This is a genomic window from Kitasatospora sp. NPDC003701 (genome assembly GCF_053587085.1).
In genome coordinates this window covers 39,084-66,043 of record NZ_JBSFNM010000051.1, presented here as the reverse complement: position 1 = coordinate 66,043, position 26,960 = coordinate 39,084, and the positions used below count along the sequence as shown (strand labels likewise).

21 protein-coding genes are annotated in these 26,960 nt (G+C 73.3%); 9 read left to right on the top strand and 12 right to left on the bottom strand.

Annotated features, from left to right (window positions below):
* Positions 1-146: 146 nt before the first annotated feature.
* Positions 147-365, bottom strand: a complete 219-nt coding sequence (locus ACWDRR_RS33645; RefSeq protein WP_449776054.1) for an acyl-CoA carboxylase epsilon subunit — start codon at positions 363-365, stop codon at positions 147-149.
* Positions 366-790: 425 nt separating this feature from the next.
* Between ACWDRR_RS33645 and ACWDRR_RS33640 the strand changes: the two genes are divergently transcribed.
* Together ACWDRR_RS33640 and ACWDRR_RS33635 are read left to right on the top strand one after the other, a co-directional pair.
* Entirely contained in the window at positions 791-2,683 is a 1,893-nt protein-coding gene (locus ACWDRR_RS33640) for a CocE/NonD family hydrolase (RefSeq protein WP_449776053.1), read from the top strand.
* A 545-nt stretch (positions 2,684-3,228) separates the two neighbouring features.
* A complete protein-coding gene (locus tag ACWDRR_RS33635; protein ID WP_449776052.1) occupies positions 3,229-4,167 on the top strand; it encodes a LysR family transcriptional regulator in 939 nt (312 codons plus the stop codon).
* A gap of 25 nt (positions 4,168-4,192) precedes the next feature.
* Here the strand turns inward: ACWDRR_RS33635 and ACWDRR_RS33630 are convergent, their stop codons facing one another.
* From ACWDRR_RS33630 to ACWDRR_RS33590, 9 genes are all read right to left on the bottom strand, one after another.
* Complete coding sequence (locus ACWDRR_RS33630; protein WP_449776051.1) at positions 4,193-5,788, bottom strand: amylo-alpha-1,6-glucosidase; 1,596 nt, start codon at positions 5,786-5,788, stop codon at positions 4,193-4,195.
* Entirely contained in the window at positions 5,788-6,612 is an 825-nt protein-coding gene (locus ACWDRR_RS33625; protein ID WP_449776050.1) for a carbohydrate ABC transporter permease, read from the bottom strand. The genes ACWDRR_RS33630 and ACWDRR_RS33625 overlap by 1 nt, the downstream gene beginning before the upstream one ends.
* Before the next feature lie 7 nt (positions 6,613-6,619).
* Positions 6,620-7,573, bottom strand: a complete 954-nt coding sequence (locus tag ACWDRR_RS33620; RefSeq protein WP_449776049.1) for a carbohydrate ABC transporter permease — start codon at positions 7,571-7,573, stop codon at positions 6,620-6,622.
* Positions 7,570-8,865: an ABC transporter substrate-binding protein gene (locus ACWDRR_RS33615; RefSeq protein WP_449776048.1), complete on the bottom strand. Its 1,296-nt coding sequence runs from the start codon at positions 8,863-8,865 to the stop codon at positions 7,570-7,572. Before ACWDRR_RS33615 ends, ACWDRR_RS33620 begins: the two co-directional genes overlap by 4 nt.
* Before the next feature lie 78 nt (positions 8,866-8,943).
* Positions 8,944-9,693, bottom strand: coding sequence for an SDR family NAD(P)-dependent oxidoreductase (locus ACWDRR_RS33610; protein WP_449776047.1), 750 nt, complete (start codon positions 9,691-9,693; stop codon positions 8,944-8,946).
* Positions 9,690-10,799 carry an ATP-NAD kinase family protein gene (locus ACWDRR_RS33605; RefSeq protein WP_449776046.1) on the bottom strand — a complete coding sequence of 370 codons (1,110 nt, stop codon included), beginning with the start codon at positions 10,797-10,799 and terminating at the stop codon, positions 9,690-9,692. The genes ACWDRR_RS33610 and ACWDRR_RS33605 overlap by 4 nt, the downstream gene beginning before the upstream one ends.
* On the bottom strand, positions 10,796-12,352 hold the full coding sequence (gcvPB, locus tag ACWDRR_RS33600; protein ID WP_449776045.1) for an aminomethyl-transferring glycine dehydrogenase subunit GcvPB: 1,557 nt from the start codon (positions 12,350-12,352) through the stop codon (positions 10,796-10,798). The genes ACWDRR_RS33605 and gcvPB overlap by 4 nt, the downstream gene beginning before the upstream one ends.
* Positions 12,349-13,686, bottom strand: coding sequence for an aminomethyl-transferring glycine dehydrogenase subunit GcvPA (gene gcvPA / locus ACWDRR_RS33595; protein WP_449776044.1), 1,338 nt, complete (start codon positions 13,684-13,686; stop codon positions 12,349-12,351). Before gcvPA ends, gcvPB begins: the two co-directional genes overlap by 4 nt.
* Positions 13,687-13,695: 9 nt before the next feature.
* A complete protein-coding gene (locus ACWDRR_RS33590) occupies positions 13,696-15,720 on the bottom strand; it encodes a beta-galactosidase (RefSeq protein ID WP_449776043.1) in 2,025 nt (674 codons plus the stop codon).
* 106 nt (positions 15,721-15,826) lie between these two features.
* On the opposite strand from ACWDRR_RS33590, the gene ACWDRR_RS33585 reads away from it, so the two are divergent.
* The 6 genes from ACWDRR_RS33585 (at position 15,827) to ACWDRR_RS33560 (ending at position 22,882) form a co-directional block, all read left to right on the top strand.
* A complete protein-coding gene (locus ACWDRR_RS33585) occupies positions 15,827-16,471 on the top strand; it encodes a GntR family transcriptional regulator (RefSeq protein ID WP_449776042.1) in 645 nt (214 codons plus the stop codon).
* Between the two features lie 273 nt (positions 16,472-16,744).
* Positions 16,745-18,088: a chloride channel protein gene (locus tag ACWDRR_RS33580; protein ID WP_449776041.1), complete on the top strand. Its 1,344-nt coding sequence runs from the start codon at positions 16,745-16,747 to the stop codon at positions 18,086-18,088.
* A gap of 171 nt (positions 18,089-18,259) precedes the next feature.
* The gene (locus ACWDRR_RS33575) at positions 18,260-19,600 is read left to right on the top strand and encodes a PP2C family protein-serine/threonine phosphatase (RefSeq protein WP_449776040.1); all 1,341 of its coding nucleotides are present in this window, start codon (positions 18,260-18,262) and stop codon (positions 19,598-19,600) included.
* A gap of 92 nt (positions 19,601-19,692) precedes the next feature.
* Positions 19,693-20,640: a DUF4232 domain-containing protein gene (locus tag ACWDRR_RS33570; RefSeq protein ID WP_449776039.1), complete on the top strand. Its 948-nt coding sequence runs from the start codon at positions 19,693-19,695 to the stop codon at positions 20,638-20,640.
* Positions 20,641-20,900: 260 nt separating this feature from the next.
* Positions 20,901-21,872 carry a hypothetical protein gene (locus tag ACWDRR_RS33565; RefSeq protein ID WP_449776038.1) on the top strand — a complete coding sequence of 324 codons (972 nt, stop codon included), beginning with the start codon at positions 20,901-20,903 and terminating at the stop codon, positions 21,870-21,872.
* 20 nt (positions 21,873-21,892) lie between these two features.
* Positions 21,893-22,882 carry a hypothetical protein gene (locus ACWDRR_RS33560; protein WP_449776037.1) on the top strand — a complete coding sequence of 330 codons (990 nt, stop codon included), beginning with the start codon at positions 21,893-21,895 and terminating at the stop codon, positions 22,880-22,882.
* A 67-nt stretch (positions 22,883-22,949) separates the two neighbouring features.
* On the opposite strand, the gene ACWDRR_RS33555 is transcribed toward ACWDRR_RS33560, so the two are convergent.
* Positions 22,950-24,317, bottom strand: coding sequence for a hypothetical protein (locus ACWDRR_RS33555; RefSeq protein WP_449776036.1), 1,368 nt, complete (start codon positions 24,315-24,317; stop codon positions 22,950-22,952).
* A complete protein-coding gene (locus ACWDRR_RS33550) occupies positions 24,317-25,198 on the bottom strand; it encodes a hypothetical protein (RefSeq protein WP_449776035.1) in 882 nt (293 codons plus the stop codon). Before ACWDRR_RS33550 ends, ACWDRR_RS33555 begins: the two co-directional genes overlap by 1 nt.
* A 466-nt stretch (positions 25,199-25,664) precedes the next feature.
* On the opposite strand from ACWDRR_RS33550, the gene ACWDRR_RS33545 reads away from it, so the two are divergent.
* Complete coding sequence (locus tag ACWDRR_RS33545; protein ID WP_449776034.1) at positions 25,665-26,930, top strand: RCC1 domain-containing protein; 1,266 nt, start codon at positions 25,665-25,667, stop codon at positions 26,928-26,930.
* Positions 26,931-26,960: the final 30 nt, after the last annotated feature.

Below are 26,960 nucleotides of genomic sequence, written 5' to 3'. Positions count from 1 at the left end.
GGCCGACGACGTGCGGTAGCTCGGCGGGGGCGACGATGCGCTGGGCAGCGGCGTGCAGCTGCCGGACCTCGTCGGCGAACTCGGCGAGGGCCGGCCCCGGCCGCACCGGTGAGCGCCGCGCGTTCCCGGTCCGGCGGAGCGCGGGATCACGCCGCGGCCCAGGCGCTCGGCGCCCGGTACCGCACCGAACTCCAGCAGGCCCGCCGCGGCACCGTGCGGGAGGTCCCGGTCGCTACCGCCGCGTCCCGGCGGACCCGCAACAGTGCCACGGTGATCGCGGCGAGTTCTTCGCCGTTCACCCGGCCGCGCACGATGCGCAGGACCGGCTCCCCGGCGTATCGGTCGACAGCCGCGTCGACTGGCACGATTCCTCCGTTTCCGCATGGGTGGTGTGCGGCCCCGGTCGGTTGACCGGCCGGTGTGCGGCACGGCTCCGATCGTACGGACACCGCACTGGGGAAATTCGCAGAGCCGGGGTCGCCGAACGGCCCCGCTGCCGCGGCTCGTTCGGACGGAGCCGGAGCCGGAGCCGGAGCCGGAGCCGGAGCCGGAGCTGCGGGCGGGACGGAGCCGGAGCCGGAGCCGCGGGCGGGACGGAGCCGCGGCCGTGGGCGGGCGCCGCGGTGCCCCGGGAGCATCGGCGGGCTGTCCGACGTTGCCGTGACGGGACATCAACTCCGTCCCGTGGAAGGCGCGTTGTCAGGGCATCCGCGCCCGCGGCGCGCCGGCGTGCCGTCCGGGCGTGGAACAGGCGCGCGGCACGGTCGCCACGACCGAAGGAAGGACGCCCGTGCCACCACCCCGCTCCGTCCGCCGTCCGCTGATCGCGCTGCTGGCGGTGCTCGCCGCACTCGCGTTCCCGGCCGCCCCGGCGGCCGCCGGCGCGGCCGCCGCCGGCCCCGAACTCCCCCGGCTCCGCTCGCTCTACGTGGCGATGCCGGACGGTGTCCGGCTCGCCGTCGACGTCTGGCTGCCGCCCGGCACCACCGCCACCGCCGGCCGGCGGCTGCCGACCGTCCTGCAGACCGAGCGGTACTGGCGCTCCCGGGAGTACACCGGCGGGCCCGAGAACGACCCCAGGGCCGGCGTCGCCGGCCGCTGGAACGAACGCGGCTACGCCTACGTGGTGGCCGATCTGCGCGGCACCGGCGCCTCGTTCGGCAGGCTCGACGCCGAACTCGGCACCGCCCTGATCGCCGACAGCGGCGCGCTCGGCGACTGGATCGCCGCCCAGCCCTGGTCCAACGGCAGGGTCGGCACCACCGGCGTCTCCTACGGCGGCGACACCGCGATCCTCGCCCTCGGCCTGCGCAACCACCACATCACCGCCGCCGCGCCGAACTCCTACGACTTCGACCCCTACGAGGACCTGATCCGCCCCGGCGGGCTGCTGATCGAGCCCCGGGTCGCCGTCTACTCCCTGCTGCTGCGGATCCTCGACCGGGCCGGCGGCACCACCTGCGCGACCAGTGCCGAGACCGGGCGGCTCTGCGAGGACTACGGGCTGACCGGCGCCGCGCCGAAACCGGTCGACGGGCCGGACGGACCGGCGCTGCGCGAGGCCGCGCGCGCCGAGCACGCCGGGAACGCCAACCTGGTCGACCTCGCTCGCAGCGGAGTGCACCGCGACTGGACCGACGGCCCGCAGAGCTGGGCCGTCACCGGCGTGGCGCAGCGGACCGCCGCCATCGAGGCGGGCGGCGTCCCGGTGCTCACCGACGCCGGGTGGCTGGACGCCGGCACCCCCAACGGCGTGCTCTCCCAGTTCACCGGCCTGTCGAACACCCAGGAGAGCTGGATCGGCCCGTGGAACCACGGCCAGGGGTACCTCGCCGACCCGTTCCTGCCCAGCCGGCAGCTCACCGCGGCCGAGCGCCGGGAGATCGGGGAGCGCACCTTCGCGTTCTTCGACCGCTACGTCAGGGACGGCGAACGCCCCGACGGGAGGCGCCGCGTGCACTACTACACCCTGAACGAGGGCGGCTGGCGCACCACCGACCGCTGGCCCGTCCCCGGGACGAGGACCGGGCGGCTCTACCTCGCCGACGGGAACGCCCTCGACCGGCACCGGCCCGGCACCGCCCCCGGGCGACCCGACCGCGACCCGCTGGTCCTCGACCCCACGGCCGGCACCGGCCCGCTGGACCGCTGGAACACCAACCTCAGCTCCGACCCGGTCAGTTACCCCGACCGCGCCGCCGTCGACCGGAGCCTGCTCAGCTACACCAGCCCGCCCGTCCCCGAGGACACCAGGGTGACCGGCCTCGGCCGGGTGACCCTCGACGTGACGGGCGTCAGCGGCGCGAGCAACGGCGCGCTGCACGTCTACCTGGAGGACGTCGCCCCGGACGGCCGGGTCACCTACATCACCGAGGGGCAACTCGCCCTCGCCGACCGCGCGGTGGCCTCCCGCCGGAGCAACCCCGACTGGCGCCGGCTGCGCACTCCGCGCAGCTACGCGGCCGCCGACGCCACCCCGTTCCCGCAGGGCACGCCCCAGCAGGTGACCCTGGACCTCCAGCCGACCTCGGTGCTGTTCCGGGCCGGTGACCGGATCCGGCTCACCGTGGCGGCCGCCAACCCCGATTCCTTCCAGCTCCTGCCCGCCGACGGCAGGGCCGCCTACACCATCGGCCACGGCGGCGTGCGGCCCTCCTTCGTCGACCTTCCGGTGGTCGGCTGAGGGCCCCGGCCGGGCGGCCCGCACGGTCGCCCGGCCCGGGGGCGCCCGCCAACCCCGGTCACCTGAGCCACGATCACCTGCCCGGACACCTGCCGCGCGCGTGCGGCCGTCGGTCCGCCAACGATCTCCGTGGGCCCTCGAACACGAGGTCGGAGCGGCTCCGCGGGCAAAGGTTTCCACACGGTCCGAGTCCGATCCATTCGGATACATACTCGACCTTGTTAAGCGGTGACCGGTCGGTTACGGTATGACACGCGGTCGGCCTGAGAGAGGGTGACCGGGCAGCAGATCAGCGAGGGCCGGTCCGCTGCGGACGCATTGTTCAGTATCTGATCATGTCGGGTGGCGCCCGTACCGCGCCAGGTCGCCCGATATCTTCTCGCCGCTTACCGAGCTGAGGAGAGTGCCACCGTGGTCGTCCCACCTTTACCCGCTGTTCGCGCGCCCGGAGTCGTTCCGGGGCGGAACGCCGCCCGGAATGCGGCGGCCGACCGGGGCGGAATTCCGGAACACCCGTTCCGGGGCAAGGCTTTCGGATGTGTCCGGTGACCGACCGCCTGGACTTCAGCCTCACCCAATTGCGTTACTTCGTCGAATCCGCCGAGCTCGGCAATATCTCGGAGGCGGCGGAGAAGCTGTGCGCCTCGCAGTCGACGGTCTCCACGGGCATCATGAGGCTGGAGCGCCACCTCGGCGTCCAGCTGCTCCTCCGTCACCACGCCCGCGGGGTCACCCTGACGCCCAGCGGCCGGCACTTCCTGCGCGGCGCGCGCGCCCTGCTGGGGCAGGCCAGGAACCTCAAGGCGCAGGGTGACGCGCTGGCGGGCGACGCGACCGGCCGGCTCGATGTCGGGTTCTTCCTCTCGATCGCCCCCTTCCTGCTCCCGCTGGTGCACCGGATGACGGCGGAGCGGCACGGCGCGCTGGAGCTGACCGTGCACGAGGCCTCCGCCGACCGCCTGCTGAGGCTGCTGCAGGACGGCCGGTGCGAACTGGTGGTGACGTACGACTTCCTGTCGGGCGATGCCCGGTTCCGTCCGCTGGTCGACCTGCCCGTCCATGCCCTGGTCGCCGACGGCGACCCGATCGGCGGGGCCGGTGCGGTCGGTCTGGACGAGCTGGCCACCCGGCCGCTGGTCACCTTCGACAGCCCGACGGTCCTGCGCCACTTCGAGAACATGTTCGCCCGGGCCGGCGTCCGCATGCCGGACGTGATGACGGCGACGAGCCTGGAGACGATGCGCGGTCTGGTCGCCGCCGGTTCCGGGTTCACCCTGATGTACCAGCGGGCGTCCCACGTGGCGACCCTCGACGGCGGGAAGCTGCGGGCGGTCGAGATCGCCGGGGGCCTTCCTCCCGCCTTCCTCGGTGTGGCGACGATGCCCGAGCTGAGCCTCAGCAACCGCGGCAGGGCCTTCCTGGACGTGCTCGGATCGGCGCTGTCCCTCAGCTACGACGTGCAGGTGGCGACCGAGGCGCCGTGAGCCGTGGTCGGCGCGCGGGGCCCGGTCAGTCACCCTCCCGGGTGTCGAGGGGCCGGTCGGTCGCGAGGTCGACGAACAGGGCGGCGGACCAGCCGAAGCCGGAGGTCGCCCGCGGCGCGCGGGCGCCGGTCAGCGGGTTCCAGTACTCGTAGAGGCCGCCGGCGTCGCGGACCATGGCCAGGGTGCGGCGGTGGAGTTCGTCCGCGGTGGCGGCGAAGCCGGAGCGGCGCAGGCCCTCGACGAGCAGGTAGTTGATGTTGAGCCAGACGGGGCCGCGCCACATCGCGTCCGGGTCGAAGGCGGGATCGTCGAACGCGACGGTGGGGACGGGGTGGTCGCCCCAGAAGGAGCCGGAGCGAAGGGTCTCCTCCAGGGCGGCGGCCACCTCGGCGGGCAGCCGTCCGGTGAACAGCGGCATCAGCTCCAGCACCGTCCGGACGGGCACCGGCGCGCCGTCCGCCAGGGTGACGAAGCGGGTGCCGTCCCAGCGTTCGGCGACCAGCAGCTCGGCGTGGGCGGCGGCGCGCGAGCGCCACCGGGCGGCGTCCGCCGGCAGGTCCAGGGCGTCCGCGATGTCGGCCAGCCGGTCGGCCTGGTGGATCAGGTAGGAGTTGAGGTCGGGGGGTTCGGCCTGCGGGCCGTAGTCCCAGACGGGGCTGTCGTCCAGGCCGGACGAGTAGGGGTGCAGATAGGCGGGGAGGCCGTCGCCGTCCGGGTCGGACGCGGCGAACCACCAGTCGTGCGCGCGGACCAGCGCGGGGTAGACCGAGGCGAGGAACGGGAGGTCCGGGTCGCTCTCGTGGATCTTCCACACGGCCCAGGCGGCCAGCGGCGGTTTGGTGACCGGCACCGGGTGCGGGGAGGGCGCGGTGCCGTTCGCCCGGCCGACGTGTTCGCTCAGCCGGGCGTGGTCCGAGCGGGGCAGGTCGGTGGTCTCGGCGAGGACGCCGTGCTCGTGGACGACGTCGGGGAGCCGGCCGTCGGGGAGCTGGTGGTCGAGGAGCAGCAGGACCTGGTCGCGGGCGAGCGCGGGCGAGGCGTGCCGCAGGGCCACGGCGTGGAACAGCGCGTCCCAGTTCCAGACGCCGACGTACCCGTACTTGGACGGGACGAGCCCCTCGCGGCCGCCGATCGGCAACAGGTTGACGGCCAGGGTCCACCAGGCCGTCCGGGCCGGTTCGGCGAGGTCCGCCGGGACCGGCGGCATCCGGGCGAACCAGGAGTCCCAGCGGGCCTCGGCCGCGGCCCGCACGGCCTCCTCCGACCAGTTCCCCGGCGGGCCGGTCAGCACCTGGCAGCCGGTGAGCGCGAGGGACTGCTCCGCACCGTCGGGCCGGCGCCAGAAGGCCTGGGCGCGGTGGCCGGCGATCACCAGGGTCGAGGCGTCGGCGAACAGCAGCGACACCCCGCCGGCGAAGGTCACTTCGGTGGGCGTGGCCGCGACCACGGGCAGCACCCGGCCGCCGCGGTCGCGCACCACCAGCCCGCTCAGCTCCACGGTCTTCGTGAGCGGGGTCTCGTACTCGGCCCGGGCGACCCGGAGGCCGTCCGGGTGGGCCGTCACCAGCAGGCGCGAGCCGCGCTCGGTGAACGGCCGCTCCACGAGGTCCAGCGTGAACATCAGCGCCCTCCCAGGCCCGACGAGGCCATGCTGTTGAGGATCTTGCGCTGCCCGACGAGGAAGGCGATCAGCATCGGCACCACGGTCATCGCGGACAGGGCGGCGGTCAGCCCGTAGTCGATGCCGCCGCGCTGGGCGTTGAAGGAGTCGAGCAGCAGCGGGATGGTGAAGAGGTCCGGGGTGTTCAGGAACACCAGCGGGAAGAAGTAGCTGTTCCAGCTGGCGAGGAAGACGATGATGCCGAGCGTCCACAGGCCCGGCCGGATGTTGGGCAGGATGATCCGCCAGAAGATCGTCCAGCGGCTCGCCCCGTCGATCCGTGCCGCGTCCTCCAGTTCGACCGGGACGGCCCGGATGAACTGGCGCAGCAGGAACACCGCGAACGGGTTGGCGACGGCCGGCAGGATCAGTGCCAGGTGGGAGTCGATGAGGTGGAGCCTGGCCAGCATGATGTAGAGCGGCACGATGGTGACCTGTGCCGGGACCATCTGGGTCGCGAGGAAGAGGCCGAACACCGGCCCCGAGCCGCGGAACGGGATCCGGGCGAAGGCGTAGGCCGCCATGGCGCCGGTGAACAGGGTGGCCGCGACGGTGATCGCCGCGATGTACAGGCTGTTCCAGTAGGCCCGTCCGATCGGCACCTGGTGGAGGACGTCCGGGTAGTTCCGCGCGCGCCACGGCCCGGGCAGCCAGGCCAGCGGCTCGTTGATCATCTGGCTGACGCCCTTGAAGGAGGTCAGGAGCATCCAGATGAACGGGAAGAGCATGAGCAGGCCGCCGAGGGCGAGGACGGCGTGCAGGAGGAGCTGCTTCCGGTTGGTCATGCCGGCCTCACGACTCGTAGTGGACGAAGCGCTTCTGCGCCTTGAACTGGACCGCCGTGACGACGAGCGTCAGCAGCAGGAGGATCAGCGCGGCGGCGCTCGACAGGCCGAACTGGAACTCGCGGAAGCCCTGTTGGTAGACCTTGTAGACGATGGTCTGGGCGCCCTCGTTGTGGTCGGGATTGACCAGGACGTAGATCAGGTCGAAGGCCTGGAACGAGCTGATCACCGAGACCACCACGGTGAAGAAGACGGTCGGCGAGAGCATTGGCAGGATGACGGAGCGCAGCGTCTGCCACGGCCCGGCGCCGTCGATGCGGGCGGCCTCCAGCAGGCTGGGCGGGATGGTGGCCAGCCCGGCGAGGAAGATCACCACGTTCAGCCCGAGCGACGACCAGATCGTCACGACCGCGATGGCGGGGACCACCCAGTCCGGATCCGCCAGCCAGTTCGGCAGCGTGACGCCGAAGAGGTCCTGGACGGTGCCGTTCAGGATGCCGTCGGTGCCGCCGCCGAGGATCATCTGCCAGATCACCGACACCGCGACCGAGCTGGTCACCACCGGCAGGAAGTAGATCACCCGGTAGGCGGTCCGGCCCCGCACGCCGTGCAGGGCGAGCGCCAGCAGCAGGGCCAGGACGAGCCCGCCCGGTACGGTGATCAGGCCGATCTTGAGGGTGTTCCACACCGCTCGGCCGAAGGCCGGGTCGGTCAGCTGGGCCTCGAAGTTGTCCAGCCCGACCCAGGTGGCGTCGCCCAGCCCGTCCCAGCGCATGAAGGACAGCACGATCGCGAAGCCGAGCGGGCCGACCAGGAAGGCCAGCAGGGCGAGCAGTTGGGGGGCCAGGAAGACCACGGCCCACCAGCGCTCCCGCCGCCGCCAGAGCGGCTCGCGGCCGGTCCGGGCGGTGCGGGCGGTGCGGGCCCACCGGCGGGCCGGGGCCCGGCTGACGGCGCTCAACCCTTCCGGCCCTTCAGGTCGTCGACGAGCTTCTGGAGCTGGGTCATGCCCTCGTCGAAGCCGATCTTGCCCTCCCAGATCTTCATGAGGTGGTCGTTGATGGCCTTGGTCAGCCCGGGGACGGCCACCTCGTCGGGGTAGTTGGCGAAGCCCTTGTCACGCACGTCGAGGAAGGTCCGGGCGTGCGCCGGGTAGTTGTCAGCGGTCACCAGGCTCTCGGCGCCCTTGATCGACGGCACGGCGCTGCCGCCCTTGAGCCGCAGCTGCTGGCCCTCCTTGCTGACGAACTCGCTCAGGAAGGTGAAGGCCTCCGCCCGGTGCGCGGTGTCCTTGTTGATGGTCAGGTAGGAGGCCGCGACCGCGCCCGGGATCGGCTGACCGGACTCCGAGGGGAACGGCACGATGTCGTAGTTCTGGCGGTCGCCGCCCTTGTCGATGCTCTCGATGACCCAGCGGCCGCCGGCGTAGAAGCCGGCCTTGTGCTTGACGAACTGGGTGGCCGCGCTGTTGCCCTCGGGCAGCAGGTCGGCGGAGGCGAAGGTCTTGTCGCGGTACCCGTCGAAGAGCGTCCTGAGGGCCTGCCGGGCCTTCGGGTCGGACGGTGCGACGAACTTCCCGCCGTCCCAGACCTTGCCCCCGAACCCGTTGACGAGGCTGTAGTTGGCGCCGTACCAGTTCCAGAAGACGGAACCGTACTTGTCCGCGGCCTTGAGCTTGGCGTTCATCTCCAGGTAGGTGGCCATGGTCCACCGGCCGGCCTCGTTCAGCGCGGCCGGGTCCTCGGTGATGCCGGCGGCGGCCAGGGCCTTCTTGTCGTACCAGAGGACCTCGGGGTTGACGTCGTTCGGGACGCCGAAGGTGACGCCGTCCTTCTTGGCGCCGCCGTAGATGCCCTCGAAGAAGTCCCCGGGCCGGCTCTTGCTGGTCGGCCCGGCGAGCTGCTCGTCGAGCGGGGAGAGCACGCCGTCGGCGACGAGCTTGCCGATGTAGTCGTCGCCGACGTAGAAGACGTCGGGGGCGGTCTTCGAGGTGAGCTGGGTGAGCAGCTTGGGGTGGTAGTCCTCGTACGAGGCGACCGGTTCCAGCTTCAGCGTGATGTTCGGGTGCCTCTTGCCGAAGTCCTCGGTGAAGGCCTTGAAGACCTCCATGTCCTCGGCCGATCCCCAGGTGGACCAGCGCAGGGTGACCTTGCCGCCCTCGGCGCCGCCGGCCGCGCCCGCGCCGTTGGTGCCGCTGCACGCGGACGTGGACAGCGCGATCGCCGCGGCGACCAGGATTGCTCTGCTCTTCACAGCGGACATCGGGTGCCTCCGGGAGAGTTCGTGAGAGTGGGAGTGGGAGAGTGGGTGGGATCGGAGGTGGGGCGGGAGTCAGGCGAGGCCGCCGCCGTCGACGACCAGGGCGGAGCCGGTGACGTAGCTGCTCGCGTCGCCGGCCAGGAACAGCACGGCGTTGGCGATCTCCTCGGGCGAGCCCGCGCGGCCCATCGGCCGGTCGGCCGCGTCCTTCTCGAAGTCCGCCCAGTCGGCCTGGAGTTGGCGGGCCTCGTCGCGGAGCATCGGCGTCATGGTGTCGCCGGGGTTGACCGAGTTGACGCGGATGCCGGCGGCGGCGTGGTCGATCGCCAGCGCGCGGGTCATGTTGACGACCGCGGCCTTGGAGGCGCAGTAGGACAGTGCGTTGCCGCCGCCCTTCAGACCCCAGCCGGAGCCGGTGTTGATGATCGAGCCGCCCTCCGTCATCGCCGGGACGGCGAAGCGGCACATCAGGTAGACCGACCTGACGTTGACGGCCATCACGTGGTCCCAGTCGTCGGCGGAGATCTCCAGGGCGGTCTGGCGGCGGATGATCCCGGCGTTGTTGAACAGGACGTGCAGCCCGCCGAAGGTCTGTACGGCGGTGTTCACGATCCGCTCGCAGTCCGTCTCGGAGGACACGTCGGCGCGCAGGGCGGTGGCCCGGCCGCCGCCGGCCTCGATCTCGCGGACGAGGTCGGTGGCGTCCGCCAGGTCGGCGACGACCACGGCCGCGCCCTCGGCGGCGAACCGCCGCGCGGTGGCCCGGCCGATGCCCGAGGCACCGCCGGTGACGATGGCGACCTTGTTCTGCAGGGTGTTCATGGCAGGTCCTCGCTCGCTGACTGGATGCGGTACATCACGGAGGTGCGGTGCCCGGTGACGACCCGGGCGTGTCCGCTGAACGCGGCGTCGGCCGCGGCGTCCCCGCTGTCCACCAGCAGGGGCCGGCCGCCGAGCGCGGCGAGCTTCTGGGCGGTGGCGAGCACGACGATCCCGGCGAGCCGGTCCAGCACGCGCGGGCTGAACTGCTGGTTGCCCCGGCCGATCACGAAGCCCTGCCCGCCGATGACGGACAGCACGCCGTACGTCACCTGTGACATGGCAAGGGTGAGCAACGTGTGCTCGGTGACGTCGGAGGCGAGCAGGGCGCCGTCCCCGACGACGTCCACCCCCAGCGGCGTCAGCTCCAGGCCGAGCGCCCGCCCCACCGCGAGCGTGGTCGCCCCGGGCCCGAGCGCGTAGGCCGCGCCGGGCCGCATCGAGGCCACCACCGCGCGCGCGATCGACTCCGCCGACCCCGGCGGCTCCACCGCGGAGCCGGTCTTGCGGCCGCTGAGCCGCGTCCGGGCCGCGGGCACCCGCAGTGTCCCGTACAGCCGGACGCCGGCGCGGCCCGACCGGTGGGCCTCCTCGTCCAGGTCGACGACCTCCGCGTCCAGCGTCGTCCCGTCGAAGGCGGCGGCGGTGGCCGCCGAGGCGAAGGGGCTGACGGCGAAGCACCCGGAGTAGACCTTCACCCCGGCCGGGATCCCGAGCACCGGGCCCGTCGGGCCGGCGTCCAGGACGTCGCGCGCCGTCCCGTCGCCGCCCGCGAACAGCAGCAGGTCCACCCCGCCGAGCGCCCGCACGGCCGCCCGGGTGTCCGCCGCGTCGGTGCCGGCCGTCCCGGGGCGGGGGCGGTAGACGATCTCGTGGGGGACGCCGGCCGCGACGGCGCTGTCCTCGCCCATCGTGCCCGCGGCGGTGCGCAGCCGCAGGCCGGGGCGCCGGCCGTGGAGCGCCGTGAGGGCGGCGGCCGCGCGGGCGCCCGCCCGTGGCACCGAGCCCAGGGCGCGCGCCCTGGCCTGGACGTCCGGGCCGTCGCTGCCCTTGAGGCCGGCCGGGCCGCCGAGGCCCGCCACGGGGTTCACGACCAGGCCGACGATCACCGGCGGTGCTTCCGGCAGTAGGCGCGCCAGCTGGGCGACCACTGAGCGGGGTCGTCCAGCGAGGTCGGGTCGATCCGGTGGACGCTCTGGTGGTAGGGGGCGTTCCTGACGAACGCCGGGTCCTCGCGGGCCTCGGAGGCGACCCGGGCGAGGATCGCGGCGTACTCGTCCAGGTCCTCGCGGGAGTAGGACTCGGTCGGTTCCAGGGTGAAGGGCTCCGGGACGACGTAGGGGTGGTGGCTGGTCCAGTAGTGCACCCCGAAGTCGGCGGCGCGCACCCCGATCTCCTCCGAGTGCACGCCGGTCTCCTCGGCGAGCTCCTGCCAGGAGTAGCGGACCTGCTCCACCCGCCGCCGGTCCGCCCAGGGCACCGAGGCGCCCGGGATCTGCAGGACCTTGTGCATCAGGTAGTTGTTGTTGAGCACGGCCGTCTCCGCGACCTCCCGCAGCCCCTCGGCGCCGAGCGCCATCACCCAGGCGTAGGCGCGCACGACATTGGGCGTGACCCCGAGGAACGGCCGGATCTTCCCGACCGAACGGGCCGGCGCGGCCAGGGTGTACGACTCGCCGGCGCGGTCGACGACCGGGCCGGGTAGGAAGGGGACGAGCGCCTCGGAGACGCCGCACGCGCCCGCCGCCGGCCCGCCGCAGGCGTGCGGCGTCGAGAAGGTCTTGTGCAGGTTGAAGTGGCACAGGTCGAACCCGGCGTCCCGGGCCCGGGTGATGCCGAGGATGCCGTTCGCGTTGGCCTGGTCGTAGCAGGCCAACCCGCCGGCCCGGTGGACCAGTTCGACGAACTCGCGGATCCTCGGGTTGAAGATCCCGGTGTCCTCCGGGTTGGTGATCAGCAGCGCGGCGGTGCGCGGGCCGACGGCCGCGCGCAGCGCCTCGATGTCGGGGCAGCCCTCGGCGTCCGGCATCAGCGTGATGACCTCGTACCCGGCGACCTTCGCGCAGGCCGCGTTGGAGGGGTGCGAGAACATCGTGGTGATGACCTGGTCGCGCTGCTCGCCCTCGCCCCGGGAGACGTGGTAGGCGCGGATCATGGCGATGTTGGCGTAGATCGCCGCCGAGCCCGCGCCGGGCTGCAGCGAGACCCGGGCCATGCCGGAGATCTCCTTGAGGATCTGCTCCAGGCGCCAGTAGATCTCCAGCACGCCCTGCACGGAGTCCTCGGGCTGCAGCGGGTGCAGCTCGGCGATCCTCGGGTCGCGCACGAAGGTGTCGTTGACCTTCGGGCTGTACTTCATGGTGCAGGTGCCCTGCCCCACGTCGATGTTGAGGTCGGCGCCGAGGGTCTCCTGCGAGAGCCGCAGGTAGTGCCGGACCACCTGGTTCTGCGACAGCTCGGGCAGTGCGGGCGGGGTGGCGCGGCCGACGCCCTCGGGCAGGTCGACCCGCGGCGCGTCCGGGGCCGGGACGCCCACGCCGCGCCGGCCGGGCCGGGAGAGCTCGAAGACGATCTCCTCGTCCCAGCGTGCCTGGTGGTAGCGGCGCAGCGCGGGCCTGGGGGCGACCGGCAGCTGGGCGAACGATTCCTGCCGAGAACTCACTGGGGGCCTCCGGTGGCCGAGAGGGCGTCCTTGACGGCCGCCGCGAGGGTGTCGATGTCGGCGATCGAGTGCCGCTCGGTGACGCAGACCAGGACCACCCGGGGCCCGAGGCGCACGCCGCCGAAGATGTTCCTGAGCCGCAGGGCCGCGAGCAGGGCGTCCGCGTCCGGCACCTCGACGGCGAACTCGCGGAAGTGCAGGGCGTCCTGCTCCCGGACCAGGGCGCCGGCGGAGGCGAGGGCCCGCATGGCGTACCGGGTGCGGGCGAGGATCGTCTCGCCGATCTCGCGCATGCCGTGCGGGCCCATCAGCGCGAGGTAGACGCCGGCGGTGATGCCCCACAGGGCGGCCGCGGTGCCGACCCACTCCTTGCCCTCCTCGCGCAGCGCGAAGGACGTCCGGTCGTAGAAGACGTCGCCGAAGCCGTACTCGCCCGCGACGGCGGTCGGCGCGATGCCGAACAGCCGGGACGGGAACTCCGCGACCAGCCGCTCGTCGTCGTGGCTCGCGATGAACCCGGCCTGGCCGCCGCCGTACTGCTGGTGCATGCCGAGCGACTGGATGTCCCCGCAGACCAGGTCGGCGCCGTAGGACGCGGGTGGTGCGAGCACGCCGAGCGAGATCGGGTCCGTCGACACGACCAGCAGGGCGCCCGCGCCGTGCGCCAGGTCGGCGAGTTCGCGGCCGCGCGTCTCGATGACGCCGTGCACGTCGGGCGTCTCCAGGTAGAGCGCGGCGAAGGTGTCGTCCAGCGGGAGGTCCGCCGCCCCGCCCGGGGCGAGCACCACCTCGACGTCCGGGGTGAGGTAGTCGCGGATCTTGCCGAGCTTGTCGACGGCGATCGCGCTGCCGATGAGCACCCGGCCGCGGCCGGTGCGGCGCGCGGCCATCCGCAGGGCCGTGCCCGCGGCCTGGAAGCCGTCGTAGGTGGGCACGTTGACGACGTCCATCTCCAGGAGCTCGGCCATCATCGAGACGTACTCGAAGAGCGCCTGGAAACGGCCGTGGTCCTCGTACGGCTCGCCCGCGTAGGCGGTCAGGAACTCGCCGCGGCCGTTGACCTCGTCGCAGACCGCCGGGACGTGGTGCGGGTAGCAGCCGTGGCCGAGGAAGCTCAGCGCCTCGGTCGTGTCGGTGTTGCGGGCCAGCAGGCCGCGCAGGTGCCGGACGAGGCCCTGCTCGTCGGTGAAGGGGGCGGGCAGGTCGAGCGGACGGGCCGGCCGGAGGTCGGCGGGGATGTCCGCGTAGAACTCGGCGACGCTCGACGCACCGATCTCGGCGAGCATCGCCGCCCGGGCGCCGGGCCCCGCGTTGGGGATGTAGGGATGGGTCACGGGCACTCCTCAGAGCTTCAGGACCACGGCGTCGCGGGGTGCGATGACCACCGAGCCGTGCAGGTGGCGACCGGTCAGCAGGTCGGTCCCGGAGGCGGGCAGGGGGACGGTGGCCGCGGCGGCCCCGTGGTTGAGCAGGAACAGGTGGTCGCCGCGCCGGCAGGCCTCGACGCCCGCGGGCGGCTTCGCGCCGGTGACGCCGGTGACGCCGGCCGCGTCGAGCACCTCGTCGAGCACCGGCGACGGGTCGTCGAGCAGGCAGCCGAGGTAGGTGACGGCGCCGCGCCGGGTGACGGCCGGCCGGCCGTCCAGCGGGCCGCCGCGGTAGCGCGCCAGGACGTGCGCGTCGTCGAGCTCCAGCCACTCGCTCCAGGTCCGGGCGGTCAACGTCCTGCCGCCCAGGCCCGGCGCACCCCGGCCCGGCGCACCCGGGGTCGGCGCACCCTCGGCCGGCACGTCCTGGGCCAGGACGTCCTGGGTCAGGCCGTCGGGGATCGGCCAGAACTCCTCGACGCGCAGCCCGAGCAGCTCCCGCAGCGGCCCGGGCGGCCCGCCGGCGTGGACCTGGTCGGCGGCGTCCACGACCCCGCTGAACGGGCCGACGACCAGCCGGCCCGGGAACGCGGCCAGGTCGGCGGCCTGCTCCGCGGTGCACAGGTAGAGGTTCGGGGCGATGACCACCTTGTACCCGGAGAGGTCGCGGCCGGGCGGCGCCAGGTCGACGGCGATGCCGCGGGCGTGCAGCGGGGCGTACCAGGAGAGCAGCAGGGCGTGCAGCCGGAGCCGGTCGGACGGCAGCGACTCCGGCGCTTCGAGCCCCCACCAGCTCTCCCAGTCCAGCAGGAGGGCGACCTCGGCCCGCGTGCCGCTCCCCGCGACCCCGGCCAGCCGCCGCACGTCGGCGCCGAGGGCGAGCGTCTCCCGCCACTGCCGGGTGTCCGTCCCGCCGTGCGGGAGCATCGCCGAGTGGAACTTCTCCGGGCCGTACCTGGCCTGGCGCCACTGGAAGAACATGACGCCGTCCGAGCCGTGGGCCAGGGCCTGGAGGCTGTGCAGGCGCATCACGCCCGGCTCCTTGGGGACGTTGACCGCGCGCCAGCTCACCGCGCCCGGCGCCGACTCCAGCAGCAGCCAGGGCTGCTGCTTCAGGGAGCGCATCAGGTCGTAGCTGAGCGCGGCCTTCACCGCGGCCCGCGGATCGGCGGGGTCGGGGTAGGCGTCGTCGCTGACGACGTCCTCGGCGGCGGCCCACTTCCAGTAGTCCAGGTGGTGCAGGATGCTCATGAAGTTGGTGGTCACCGGGATGTCCGGGGTGACCTCCTTGAGCACCTCCCGCTCGGCCTCGAAGCAGGCGAGCAGCGCGTCGCTGGAGAACCGGCGCCAGTCCAGGACCTGGGCGGGGTTGACCGGGCCGGGGGCCTTGCGGGGCGGCGCGAGCTGCGTCCAGTCGGTGTAGTGCTGGCCCCAGCAGGACGTCCCCCAGGCGGCGTTGAGTCCGTCGAGGGTGCCGTACCGGGCCTGCAGCCAGCGGCGGAAGTCCCGGGCCGACTCCTCGCAGAAGCACTCGACCGTGTGGTCGCCGTACTCGTTGCCGACGTGCCACAGGACCAGTGCGGGGTGGTCCCGGTAGCGCTCGGCCATGGCGCGGGCCAGCCGGCGGGTGCCCTCCCGGAACACGGGGGAGGAGGGGCAGTAGCCCTGGCGCGAACCGAACTCCAGCCGGGTGCCGGCGGCGTCGACGGGCGGTAACCCGGGGTGGCGCCGGACGAGCCAGGGCGGCGGCGTGGCGGTCGCGGTCGCGAGGTCGACGGCGATCCCGTGCGCGTGGAGCAGGTCGAGGATCCGGTCGAGCCAGCCGAAGTCGAAGACGCCGGGCGCGGTCTCCAGCCGGGACCAGGAGAAGACCGCGACGGTCACCACGTTCACGCCCGCCTCGGCCATCAGCCGGACGTCCTGGTCCCACACCTCCTCGGGCCACTGCTCGGGGTTGTAGTCGCCCCCGAACAGCAGCCCCGGCACCCGCGTCAGGCCCATGTCCGCCCCTTCTCCCGGCAGTTGGCATTTTGTATTCAGAATGCATAGTGCAGTACTCTGCATGCGGTCAAGGGTTCTGTCGGAGATTCAGAGATGGGGGAGTGCGATGGCGATCGAGCGCCGTCCGCTGCGCGAGCAGATCCGCGACGAGCTGATGGAGCGGCTCACCCGCGGGGAGTTCGCCGCGGGCACCGACGTCAACGAGGCCGTCCTGGCGGCCGAACTCGGCGTCAGCCGCACCCCGCTGCGCGAGGCACTGATCACGCTGGCGGGCGAGGGCGTCCTGGAGAGCAGCCAGGGCCGCGGCTTCCGCTTCGCGCCGGTCAGCCGCAAGGAGTTCCGCGAACTGGTCGCGATCGTCGCGGCGCTGGAGTCCCTGGCGCTGGAGTCCTCCGACCCGGTGCACCTGCGGCGGATCGCCCCGGAACTGCTGCGGATGGCCCAGGGGTTCCCCGACGCGGTGGCCGAGCACGCGACGGTCGACCGGCGCGACGACGAGTGGCACGGCCTGCTGCTCAGCGGCTGCCCGAACGAGCGCCTGCTCGACCTGCTCGCCGGCGTCAAGGCCGGGATGCGGCGCTACGAGAACCTGGTCGTCGCCGAGGACGAACCGGTGGCCCGCGAGTCCGAGGAGCACTGCGAGATCGCCCGCAGGCTCCTGGAGGACGACCTCGCCGGTGCCATCGAGGCGCTCCGGGCCAACTGGGTGGGCGGCATGGAGCGCATGCTCGCCCACATCCCGGCGGACTGACCCGCCGGGCGCCGTCCGTGAAGCCGCTCCTGCCGCCGGGCGGGCGCCCGGGAGCGGCCCGGACGCCCCGGAGACCGTTTCGACGGCGCCCGCCGGCGAGCGGGTGCCCGGTCCGCGCCGCCGGGCACGGCGCTGAGCCACGGGAATGATCTTCGGCGGAGCGCCGGACAGTCGAAGCGCCGTGACACCGGGTCCTGCGCCGTGCGTGATACGACGGAGCGGAGCCCTGTGACCGACGCGTCCGGGACGGCTCGTGCCGAGGAGACGATGAGCATGCCGGCAACGCCCGGGGGACCGCCTGCCGCCGCACCCCCGGATCCGTTCGCGCTGGTCCGCACCCGCGGGTACGCGGTCCTGCTGGTCATGACGGCACTTCTGGGCATTCCGATCTCCGTCGCCGCGTTCGGCTTCCTCGCACTCGTCTCCGAACTGCAGTCGCTGACCTACACCGACCTCCCCCGGGGCCTCGGTTTCGCCGGGACGCCGTCGTGGTGGCCGATCCCGCTGCTCGCCCTGGCCGGCCTGCTGGTGGCACTGAGCATCCGGTACCTGCCGGGGGGCGGCGGGCACCGACCGGCCGAGGGCCTGGTGACCAAGGGAGCACCCTCGGCGCCGGAGCTGCCCGGTATCGCGCTCGCGGCGATCGCCTCGCTGGGAGCCGGTGTGGTGCTCGGGCCCGAGGCTCCGCTGATCGCGCTCGGCGGCGGCCTGGCGGTGTTCGCCGTCCGGGCGGTGAAGCGGGACATCCAGCCGAACGCGAGCGCCGTGCTGGGGGCCGCGGGGAGCTTCGCGGCCGTCAGCACGCTCCTCGGCTCGCCGCTGCTCGGAGCGTTCCTCCTGATGGAGGCGGCCGGCCTCGGCGGCGCCATGATGGGGATCATTCTGGCGCCGGGGCTGCTCGCCGCCGGCGTCGGTGCACTGATCTTCACCGGCCTGGGGTCGTGGACCGGCCTCGGCACGTACTCGCTGACCGTCCAGCAGGTGCCGCACGCCGACCGCCCCGACGCCGCCGGATTCGGCTGGGCCCTCGCCATCGGCGTCGCCGCCGCGCTCCTCGGTGCGGCGATCCACCGGTCGGCGCTGTTCCTCCAGGCCCGGGTCGAGCGGCGGCGGGTGACGGCCACGGTGCTGACCGGTGCGCTCGTGGGAGTGGCCGCGCTGGTGTACGCCGAGTGGACGGGCAACGAGGCGTCCGAGGTGCTGTACTCGGGCCAGTCCGCGCTCGGCCCGCTGCTCGCCGACGAGGCCGGGTACTCGGCCGGCGCCCTGGTGGTCCTGCTGGTCTGCAAGGCCGTGGCGTACAGCCTCTCCCTCAGCGCCTTCCGCGGCGGCCCGGTCTTTCCGTCGATGTTCGTGGGGGCGGCCGGCGGGATGGCCCTGGCCCACCTCGCCGGACTGGACACGGCGTCCGGCTTCGCGATGGGCGTCGGAGCGATGTGCGTGGCGATGCTCAAGCTGCCGATGACGGCGGTCCTGCTGGCCACCCTGCTGCTGGGAACGGAGGGCCTCACCGTGATGCCGCTCGTGATCGTCGCGGTCGTGGTCTCCTACTTCCTCTCGCTCCGGCTCACCCCCGCGCCCCTACCGGCAGCGGCCCCGGCCGAGGGGTCACCCTGAGCCGCCGCACGGTCGCCGGGCGTGGCGGGCCGTTCGACCCGTGCCCACCGCACCGAGCCGTGCTGGTGCCTAGGGTGGGGAGTGGGACCGCACGCCGGGAGGCCGCCTTCGGCCGGGTACGGCGTCGCAAACCCCCGCGGGCGCGCAGGCCGACAGGACACCGGAGGCTCGATGGACCGGGAGCAACACCCCCAGAAGCCGGACGACCCCGACGATCACCTGGACACCGAGCTGGACCGGGTGACCGGCCGCCTGCGCGACCTGGCCCACGCCCAGAGCCGCTTCCAGGACCTGCTCGACGCGGTCATGGCGGTCGGCAGTGAACTGGACCTGCCCACCGTCCTCGAGCGCCTCATCACCACCGCGATGGCCCTGGTCGACGCCCGCTACGGCGCGCTCGGCGTGCTGAGCGAGGACGGCGGGGAACTGGAGGAGTTCCTTCCCGCCGGGCTGAGCGAGCAGGAGAGGGCGGCCCTGGCCGGTGTCGCCCTCCCGCACGGGCGGGGCCTCCTCGGACACCTGATCCAGCACCCCGAACCGCTGCGCGCCGCCGACATCGGCGCGCACCCCGACTCGGTCGGCTTCCCGGCCGGCCACCCGGCCATGCGCACGCTGCTCGGGGTCGCCGTCACCTCCCGCGGACGGGTCTACGGGAACCTCTACCTCACGGAACGGCGCGACGGCGAGCCGTTCGACGAGCGCGACCAGGACATCGTCGTCGCGCTCGCCGGCGCGGCCGGCCTCGCCATCGAGAACGCCCGCCTCTACCAGCGGGTCCGCGCCAACGCCGAGACCTTCCAGCGGTTGCTGCTGCCCCGCCTGCCCGACCTGGCGCCGTTCTCCGTGGCCGCGGTCTACCGCCCCGCCGCGACCCCGGACCAGGTCGGCGGCGACTGGTACGACGCCCTGATGCTGCCCGACGGCGCCTGCGCCCTGGTCATCGGCGACGTCGTCGGCCACGACCTGAAGGCCGCCGCCACCATGTCCCAGACCCGCAACATGCTGCGCGCCCTGCTCTACGACCGCCGCACCCCGCCCAGCGCCGTCCTGACCCAGCTCGACCGCACCGTCCTGGCGATCACCGACAACCCGATCACCACGGCCTGCCTCGCCCGGGTGGAACCGGTCCGAGGCGGCTGGCTCCTGCGCTGGAGCACCGCCGGGCACCCGCCGCCGCTGCTGCTCGGGCCCGACGGCACCGCCGAGTACCTGGAGGCCGAACCCGGTCTCCCGCTCGGCGTCGACGCCGACGTGCCCCGCCCCGACCACACCCGTCTGCTCCCCGGCGGCGCCACCCTCCTCCTGTTCACCGACGGACTGGTCGAGCACCCCGACCGCTCCCTCGACGCCGGCCTCGCCGACCTCGCCCGGGTCGCCGCCGCCCACCTCCGGCTGCCCCTGGACGAGCTGTGCCGGACCCTGGCCGACGCCCGCCTGGGCGACGGCCGCGACGACCTGGCCGTGCTCGCGCTGCGCACCCCGGCCGGGTCCGCAGGACCGCACCGCCCGTGAACGAGCAGGCGCCTCGGGGTGTTGCAGGGCTGTTGCACGGGAAGTGGTGCAGGTCACGGCTGCCCCGGGGCGGTCTGTGATCGCATCGTTCGATGCATCACTTCGACAAGAACGGCCCACTGCTGACGACCCGGCGGCCCGCCGCCGTGGCGGCCGTGGCGGTCGCCGCCACCCTGCTCGCGGGCTGCGGGTCCCACCCCGCCGGCACCGCGTCGGCCTCCGGCGCCGCCGGGCCGTGCGGGCCCGAGCGGCCGTCGCCGTCCGCGACGGCGCAGCCGCCGTCCGGGCTCGACCGGGACGGGGTGCGGATCACCGCCGTCAACGCGGTCTGTGCGGAGTACGAGGTGACCAACCCGGGTGGCGAACCGTCCGACGTCACCGTGACGCTCGGTCGGCTCGACGCGTCCGGGGGCGCGCTGGACAACGTGACGCGCACCGTCACCGCGCTCGCCCCGGGAGCCACCGAGAAGGGGCGGGTCGAGTTGGGCAAGGACGGGCCGACGCGGCCGGGCGCCCGCCCGCAGGTGAAGATCGTCAAGGTCCGGAGCGTGCCCAGCGCCGAGGCCCCGAAGCCCGGTGGCCCGTGTCCGGCGTCCGGACTGCGCCTCTTCGCGGACGACGGGGACGCCGCGATGGGCCTGCGCGTGGTCGGCCTGCACCTGGCCAACTGCGGGGCGTCCGCGGTGACCGTCAACGGCTACCCGGAGCTGGAACTGCTCGACCTGGACCACCGGGCGATCGACGGGGTGGGCATCCTGCACGGCGGCGCCGCGATCGCCACCGGCACCGGTGCGGACGACCCGCCGCGGGAGCTCGTGCTGCAGCCGGGGGAGGGCGCCCGGTCCACCCTGGTCTGGCGCAACACCACCGAGGCCGGGGAACCGGTCAACGCCCCCTACGTGCGGGTGCGCGCCACCCCGGGCGCGGCTCCCGTGACGGTCACCCCGGAACTCGACCTGGGCACCACCGGACGCCTCGGCGTCGGCGCCTGGACGAGGGACGACCGGCAGCCGCCCGCGACCAGGCCGCCGACGGGGTGACGACGACCCGGGCGCGGACGTCACGCCGTCGCCCGGGGGTGAGCGCTCCTCGGTGGGATTGACGGTTCATCGAATGGCGCACGATCGCGAGGCGGCCGTTCGCGTGCGATGGGGCTGTCGCCGAGGATGGGAGGGCCGAAGGGCGTCCCGGGTGCCGGGGCGTCAGGGCCGGCGGCAGCCGTGACCGGGGAGACGTCCGCGGTGCGCGGCGATCGGACCCCGGCCCGGCACCGCCCACCCGACGAGTGAGGAGAGCTCCCGTGGTCGTTCTCGCCTGCCCGCCGACATGGCGGCGCGGTATCCGCTTCGCCGTCCTGGTCCCGGGGGTCGCGATAGGAGTGCTGGCCCCGCTCGCGGTGCCGGGCAGCGCCGCCGGCAGCGACGGAGCCCCGCCCCCGCCACCGGCGCAGGCGCTCGACGGGGCGACGCCGCTGGCCTCCACCGGGGAGGTCACGAGCCTGTGCGCCAAGGCCTCGGCGTGCAGTTTCCGGATGTACGACCGGGCCCCGCGCGAGTTCGTGAGCGGCGTCCTGTCGGTGGGGAACGCGGCGATCAACTGCACGGACAGCGACCTGGAGATCGACCGCACCGTCACCTTCGTGACCAGCAGCACCGACAACATCGGCGGTGAGATCTCCGGCAAGGCCGCGCTGGAGGGCGGGGTGGACACCACGGTGACCGTCTCGGGCTCGGCGACCGCGACGCCGGGCATGGTGAACAGCGTCACCAACTTCGGGCCGAACAAGGACAAGGGCCCGTACACCGAGGACCAGATCAAGAACACGGCCGAGGCGACCGGGACGGTGTCCGGCTCGAACGCGCTGCACCTGGGTGCCAAGGCCACCTTCGAGTCGGCCTTCCAGGCCTCCTTCTCGCGGCAGTGGCAGGCCGTGACCACCGAGACGACCAGGGTGGTGTTCACCGTCAGCTCCGGTGACGAGATCCAGTTCGGGATGGTGAACGCCATGTCGCGGGCGTCCGGTGAGCTGAAGGTGACCGGCACCGGAAAGCTGATCAAGAACATCACGGTGGACAGCCCGTCGAGCGTCAACGTCAGCTCGGTGGTCGCGCAGACCTTCGCCGTCCCGGACAAGTGCCTGTCGTTGCGGCCTCCGGGCCGTTCGGCGGGCGGCGGGTTGGTGGAGCTCGCCCCCGGGCGGGCCGAGAGCGCCCGGCGGCCGGCGGACGCGGTGTTCGTGCGGACCGCGCAGGGCACCTGGAGGCAGCGGTGAGGCGCGGGAAGGAGAACGACGTGTCCGGGTACCTCACGGCCCTGACGGCCGCGGTGACGGTGCTGGCGCTGGGCGCCGGGCCTGCCACGGCGCAGGGCGGTGCCGCTCCCGCGCCCGGCGCCGAGGCGGTGGAGCCCGTCCCGGGCGGTGCCGCCCCGGACGAGGACGCGCCCGCGCTCGCCCGCAGCTGCGGGCAGGAGCACGACTGCTCGTTCCGCGTCCTGCCGGCGCTCTCGCGCGAGTACACCACGGCCGTGCTCTCGGTGGGCAATGCGGCGATCAACTGCACCAACAAGCCGATCGACGTCTACCGGACGGTGGTGCTGGAGTCGAGTACGACGGACAACATCGGCGGTGAGATCTCCGGCAAGGTGGGCCTGGAGGGCGTGATCGACAACACCACGGACGTCTCCGCGAGCGCCACCGGCAGCAACAAGACCGAGGTCACCCACACCGACCACACCGCGCCCACCGACAAGGGCCCCAACGCGGACATCGCCAACGGCGCCACCCTCGCCGTCGGCGGCACCGTGACGGGTGCGGCGCAGTTGAAGCTGAGTGCGAAGGCCACCTTCGAGCTCGCCTTCAAGGCCACCTACTCGCACGAGTGGAAGCGGACCAGCACCGAGACCACGCAGGTGAAGTTCACCGTGAAGTCGGGCGACGAGCTGCAGTTCGGCGTGCTCAACGCCATGACGCGCACGGTGGGGGAGTTGACGGTGGGCGGCATCGGCAAGCTGATCAAGAACGTCATCGTCGACAGTCCCTCCAGCGTGAACGTCAGCACGGTGGTCGCGCAGACCTTCAGCGCCAGGAACCACTGCCTGTCGCTCCGCCCCGGCTTCACCCCGGCGCCGAACCCCACCCCGACCCCTCAGCCGGCCCCTCCGCCGGGGAACCGCGGGGTGGCCGGGGGCGACCTCGTCGAGGCGGCGCCGCGCACCGACGGAGCCCGGCCCGTCGGGCAGTACCGACTGGCCGCCGACGGGAGCTGGGCACCGCTGGCTTGACCCCGCCGCACACGACTCGGCCGCCTGCCCGGCATTCGGGCAGGCGGCCGAGTCGTGTGCGGCAGTCTCAGGGACTGAGCGGAACGGCCCTGGTGGGCACCCCCGCGGGCGGGGCTTCGACGGTGAGCAGGCGCTTGTCCGGCCCGGCCCCGTTGTCCGGGGTGCCGGCGGTGGGCCGGGCGGATCCGCAGCGCTTGAGCTCGACGTCGGTGAGCGGTCCGGTGCGCTGGTAGTAGCGGTCCGGCAGCGAGCTGGAGGGGACGTCGAAGGTGGCGTCGAGGCGGTACTTGTTGCGGGCGTTGGCGAAGCTGCCGACGACCCGCTCACGGGCGGGCTGGACCTCGATCCAGCTCATCTCGCCCGGCTGGATGGTGGGGTTGAGCTGCTTGGTGGTCGTCCTCGACCAGGTGAGCGGGCTGCTGGTGTTCATGGCCGCGGAGTTGCCGCCCGCCATGCTGAAGCCGGCGGCCACCTGGGAGGCCAGATTGGGGCGGCTCTGGGAGATGTCGGAGCGGCTGGGGACCAGCGGGGTGCCCTTGAGCGCGTAGTACTGGGTCAGGCTGTCGTACGGGGGCTCGGTGTTCTCCATCCTCCGGTCGTCGACCACGGCGTTGCGGGTGCAGTTGATGTACACCTCGCCCACGATCCGGGTCTGGCCGTAGTACGGGTACGAGTACCGGTTGTCCACGGTGAACACGCAGTTGGTCGCGGACCCTTCGCAGTCGTCCACGGCCACGCCCGGCTCCAGCGGGTCGTTGCCGCGGTAGGCCTTGGGGCCGGGCAGCTGCTCCTTGCGGATCTTCTGGTCGGCGGGGGCCGGGGTCTGCTTGGCCGTGACGTTGGTGATCAGCGGGCCGCAGGAGAGCGAGGTGCGCTGTTCGGCGGAGTCGAAGGAGACCATCGGGTTGTCCTCGGTGGCGTCGAACTCGAAGGTCCGGCCGGTGGTCCAGTTGGCGGTGCCGACGGTGTCGGTGCCCTTGGTGGTGACCACCGGGTCGGGCGCCGGCCCGGCGGTGATGAGGGAGACGTTGTAGGTCTGGCCGTCCTTGAGCTGCTCGGGCGTGCACCGGCGGTCCACGCCGGGGCTGTCGTCCCAGCTCAGGGTGAGGTGGGAGCCGGCCTTCACGCCCCAGAGCCGGGTGCGCATGGACAGCGCGGCGCCGTTCCAGTTGAGCGAGGCGGCCTGGTAGCCGAGCGGGTGCTGGGCGAGCGCCTTGCCGAAGACCACGCCGGTGGTGTCCGGGGACCAGTCGGTGTGACCGGCCGCCGTGCCGTTGTCGGGCGCCACGGGGCTGGCGAAGGTCCCGTTGGGGACGTGGGCGTCCACCGTGTCGGCGGCCACGGCCGCCGGTGGAGCGGCGACCAGCGCCAGCCCGGCGGTCGCCAGCGAGCACAGGACGCGGCGGGGGAGCGGGTGCGGGAGACGGCGCGTCATCAGCAGAACCACCAGTCGCTCGGCGGGACGACCGCGTCACCGGGTTGGACGTCGGCGGTCAGGGCGTTCGGCAGCGCGCAGAGGCCGGCGGCCGCCGTGTTGGGGTCCTGGTCGCGGGGGACCTTGCCGAAGTCCTCGACGGCCTGGGTCTCCTTGTCGATTCCGGCGTTCTCCTTCTCGCCCTTGCCCGCGACGCCCGCGAGGCAGTCCCGGTCGGTGGGCGGGCACTTGGAGATCTGGTTCTTGTTGTCGGCGACGTCCTTGCACTGCGGGTTGCTCGCCGCCTCGCCCGCGCAGGGATCGCTGGAGGCCGTGCCCTGGGGCGGCCCGAGGGGCGGGGCGGTCTGTTTGGCGGCGACGTTGGTGATCAGCGCGCCGCACGAGGGCTTGTCGGTGTCGGTGGAGGCGAAGGTGATCTGCGGGCTGTCCTCGGCGGCGGTGAAGGAGTAGGTGCGGCCGAGGAACCAGTTCGCCTTGCCGGTCGGGTTGTTGGTGGTGAATCTGCCCGGCGTGTTGGTGTCGCCGGCCACCGTCATGGTGTAGGCCCGTTTGGCATTGCCCGATGTCACGCAGACGTCGGGGTTGTCGTCCCAGCTGAGGGTGACCGTGGCACCCTTGCGCACGCCGCGCAGTCGGGTGCCGATCGAGATCCCCCCGCCGTTCCAGCCGAGCGTGGCCGCCTGGAAGCCCTGCGGGTGCGCGGCGCGGGTGGCCGAGGCCACGCCGCCGGTGCTGGTCCAGCCCTCGACGCCCGCGGAGAAGGTCTTCTCGGCGGGAACCGTGGGCGCCGAGAAGGTCCCGTTCACCACCACGGCGGGCTCGGTGTCCTCCGCCCCGGCGGGCGCGGGCGCCGCCACGGCGATGGCGCCACCGAGGGTCACGATGAGAAGTCTGGCTCTGGCTGTCCGCAGCACGGTCGCTCCCGCTGAAGTCGGCTTCGAAGTACGGCGCTTGATCTCACATCCGACTGATGATCATTCAGGCCCAGAGGTCATGCTTCGGGCTGCGACCGGGCGTCGCAACAGTGGCGGGCCGATAGGGCGACGACGAACTATCAAGCTTGGGCCATAGGTATGGAAAGTCCTCCGCAGCCGCACGGTCCTTCTGCCCGCAGGGCAGGTATGTGGTTGATCCGGCAATCACTTCCGTCTGTTCCCGTGCGGCCGGGTGCCGTACGGCCCGTCGCCGGTACCGCCCATCCGCGCCCCGTGCCCTCCCGTCGCCCCCGCCCGGCCGCCGGGCCGTCGGTGAGCGGGCCGGCCGGAGCCGGGCAGCACCCGGTGGCCGGGTCGACGGCCGGTCCCGGTGCCCGACGAGCAATCCCCGATGTCCGAGACACCCGCCCCATTGACCCCTGAGGACGACATGCACCCGCTGCACCGCAAGCTCCGCCGCCTGCCCGCGACCGCCGCGCCCGCACTGGTCGCGAGCCTGGCCCTGCTCGGTTCCGTCGCGCTGCCGACTTCCGCCGCCTCCGCCTACGACCTGCGACTGCGCTCCTGGGGGCTGAACACCAGCGGTCAGCTGGGCGACGGCACCAAGACCCAGCGGCTCACTCCGACCTCCGTGGTGGGGCTGTCCGGGGCCGAGCTGAACTCCGTCGCCGCCGGTGGCACCGGCGGCTCCACCGGGTCCGGGTTCGGCCTGGCCCTGATCGCCAACGGCACCGTCGAGGCGTGGGGCAAGAACGACAAGGGCCAGCTCGGCAACGGCGCCGTCAGCACGACCGACGAGTGGGCGGTGCCCGGTCTGGTGGCGGGCCTGGGCGGCGTCGAGGCGATCGCGGCGGGCGGCGCGCACGCGCTCGCCCTGCTGAAGGACGGCACCGTCAGGGCGTGGGGCCTCAATGACAAGGGGCAGCTCGGCAACGGCACCACCGTCAACGCGCCCCTCCCGGTGACGGTGGCCGGCCTGGAGGACGTCAAGGCGATCGCGGCCGGCGACGCCTTCAGCATGGCCCTGCTGAAGGACGGCACGGTGAAGACCTGGGGCAACAACGACAAGGGCCAGCTCGGCATCACCCCGAAGGCGTCCAGTTCGACGGCGCCGATCCCCAAGCCGGCCCCGGCCACCCGGACGACCGCCGTCGTGGTGCCGGAACTGACCACGGTGAAGTCCGTCACCGCGGGGGTCTCCCACGCGCTGGCCCTGCTCGCGGACGGCTCGGTGATGGCCTGGGGCCTCAACGACAAGGGCCAGCTGGGCGACGACACGGTCCTCGACAAGCCCTACCCGGTGCCGGTGGTGGAACTCAAGAACGTCACCGCGCTCTCCGCCGGTGCCGCGCACACCATCGCCCTGCTGCAGGACCGCACCCTGCGCGGCTGGGGTCTGAACGACAAGGGCCAGGTCGGCGACGGCACCCTCACCCAGCGCAACACCAGCGTGCCCCTCCCCGGCGTCTCGGCCGTGGTCGGCATCGCCTCCGGCTCCGCCCACAACCTGGCGGTGCTCTCCGACGGCACCGTCCAGGCCTGGGGCCTCAACGACAAGGGGCAGCTGGGCGACGGCACCACCACCCAGCGCCCGACCCCGGTGCAGGTGCTGGCGAAGTCCGGCAGCGTCTCCATGGTCGCGGCGCCCTCCAACGGCAGTTTCAGCCTGGCGCGCTGACCTCCCGTCCCTCCAACAGGAAGGAATGAC

Excerpts from the sequence above, each read along its gene's own strand:
- ACWDRR_RS33630 (WP_449776051.1), bottom strand. The coding sequence starts at position 5,788 with ATGTTCACGCTGGACCTCGTGGAGCGGCCGTTCACCGAGCGCGGCTCG.
- ACWDRR_RS33625 (WP_449776050.1), bottom strand. The coding sequence starts at position 6,612 with ATGACCAACCGGAAGCAGCTCCTCCTGCACGCCGTCCTCGCCCTCGGC.
- ACWDRR_RS33610 (WP_449776047.1), bottom strand. The coding sequence starts at position 9,693 with ATGAACACCCTGCAGAACAAGGTCGCCATCGTCACCGGCGGTGCCTCG.
- ACWDRR_RS33590 (WP_449776043.1), bottom strand. The coding sequence starts at position 15,720 with ATGGGCCTGACGCGGGTGCCGGGGCTGCTGTTCGGGGGCGACTACAAC.
- ACWDRR_RS33585 (WP_449776042.1), top strand. The coding sequence starts at position 15,827 with ATGGCGATCGAGCGCCGTCCGCTGCGCGAGCAGATCCGCGACGAGCTG.
- ACWDRR_RS33580 (WP_449776041.1), top strand. The coding sequence starts at position 16,745 with ATGCCGGCAACGCCCGGGGGACCGCCTGCCGCCGCACCCCCGGATCCG.
- ACWDRR_RS33575 (WP_449776040.1), top strand. The coding sequence starts at position 18,260 with ATGGACCGGGAGCAACACCCCCAGAAGCCGGACGACCCCGACGATCAC.
- ACWDRR_RS33570 (WP_449776039.1), top strand. The coding sequence starts at position 19,693 with ATGCATCACTTCGACAAGAACGGCCCACTGCTGACGACCCGGCGGCCC.
- ACWDRR_RS33555 (WP_449776036.1), bottom strand. The coding sequence starts at position 24,317 with ATGACGCGCCGTCTCCCGCACCCGCTCCCCCGCCGCGTCCTGTGCTCG.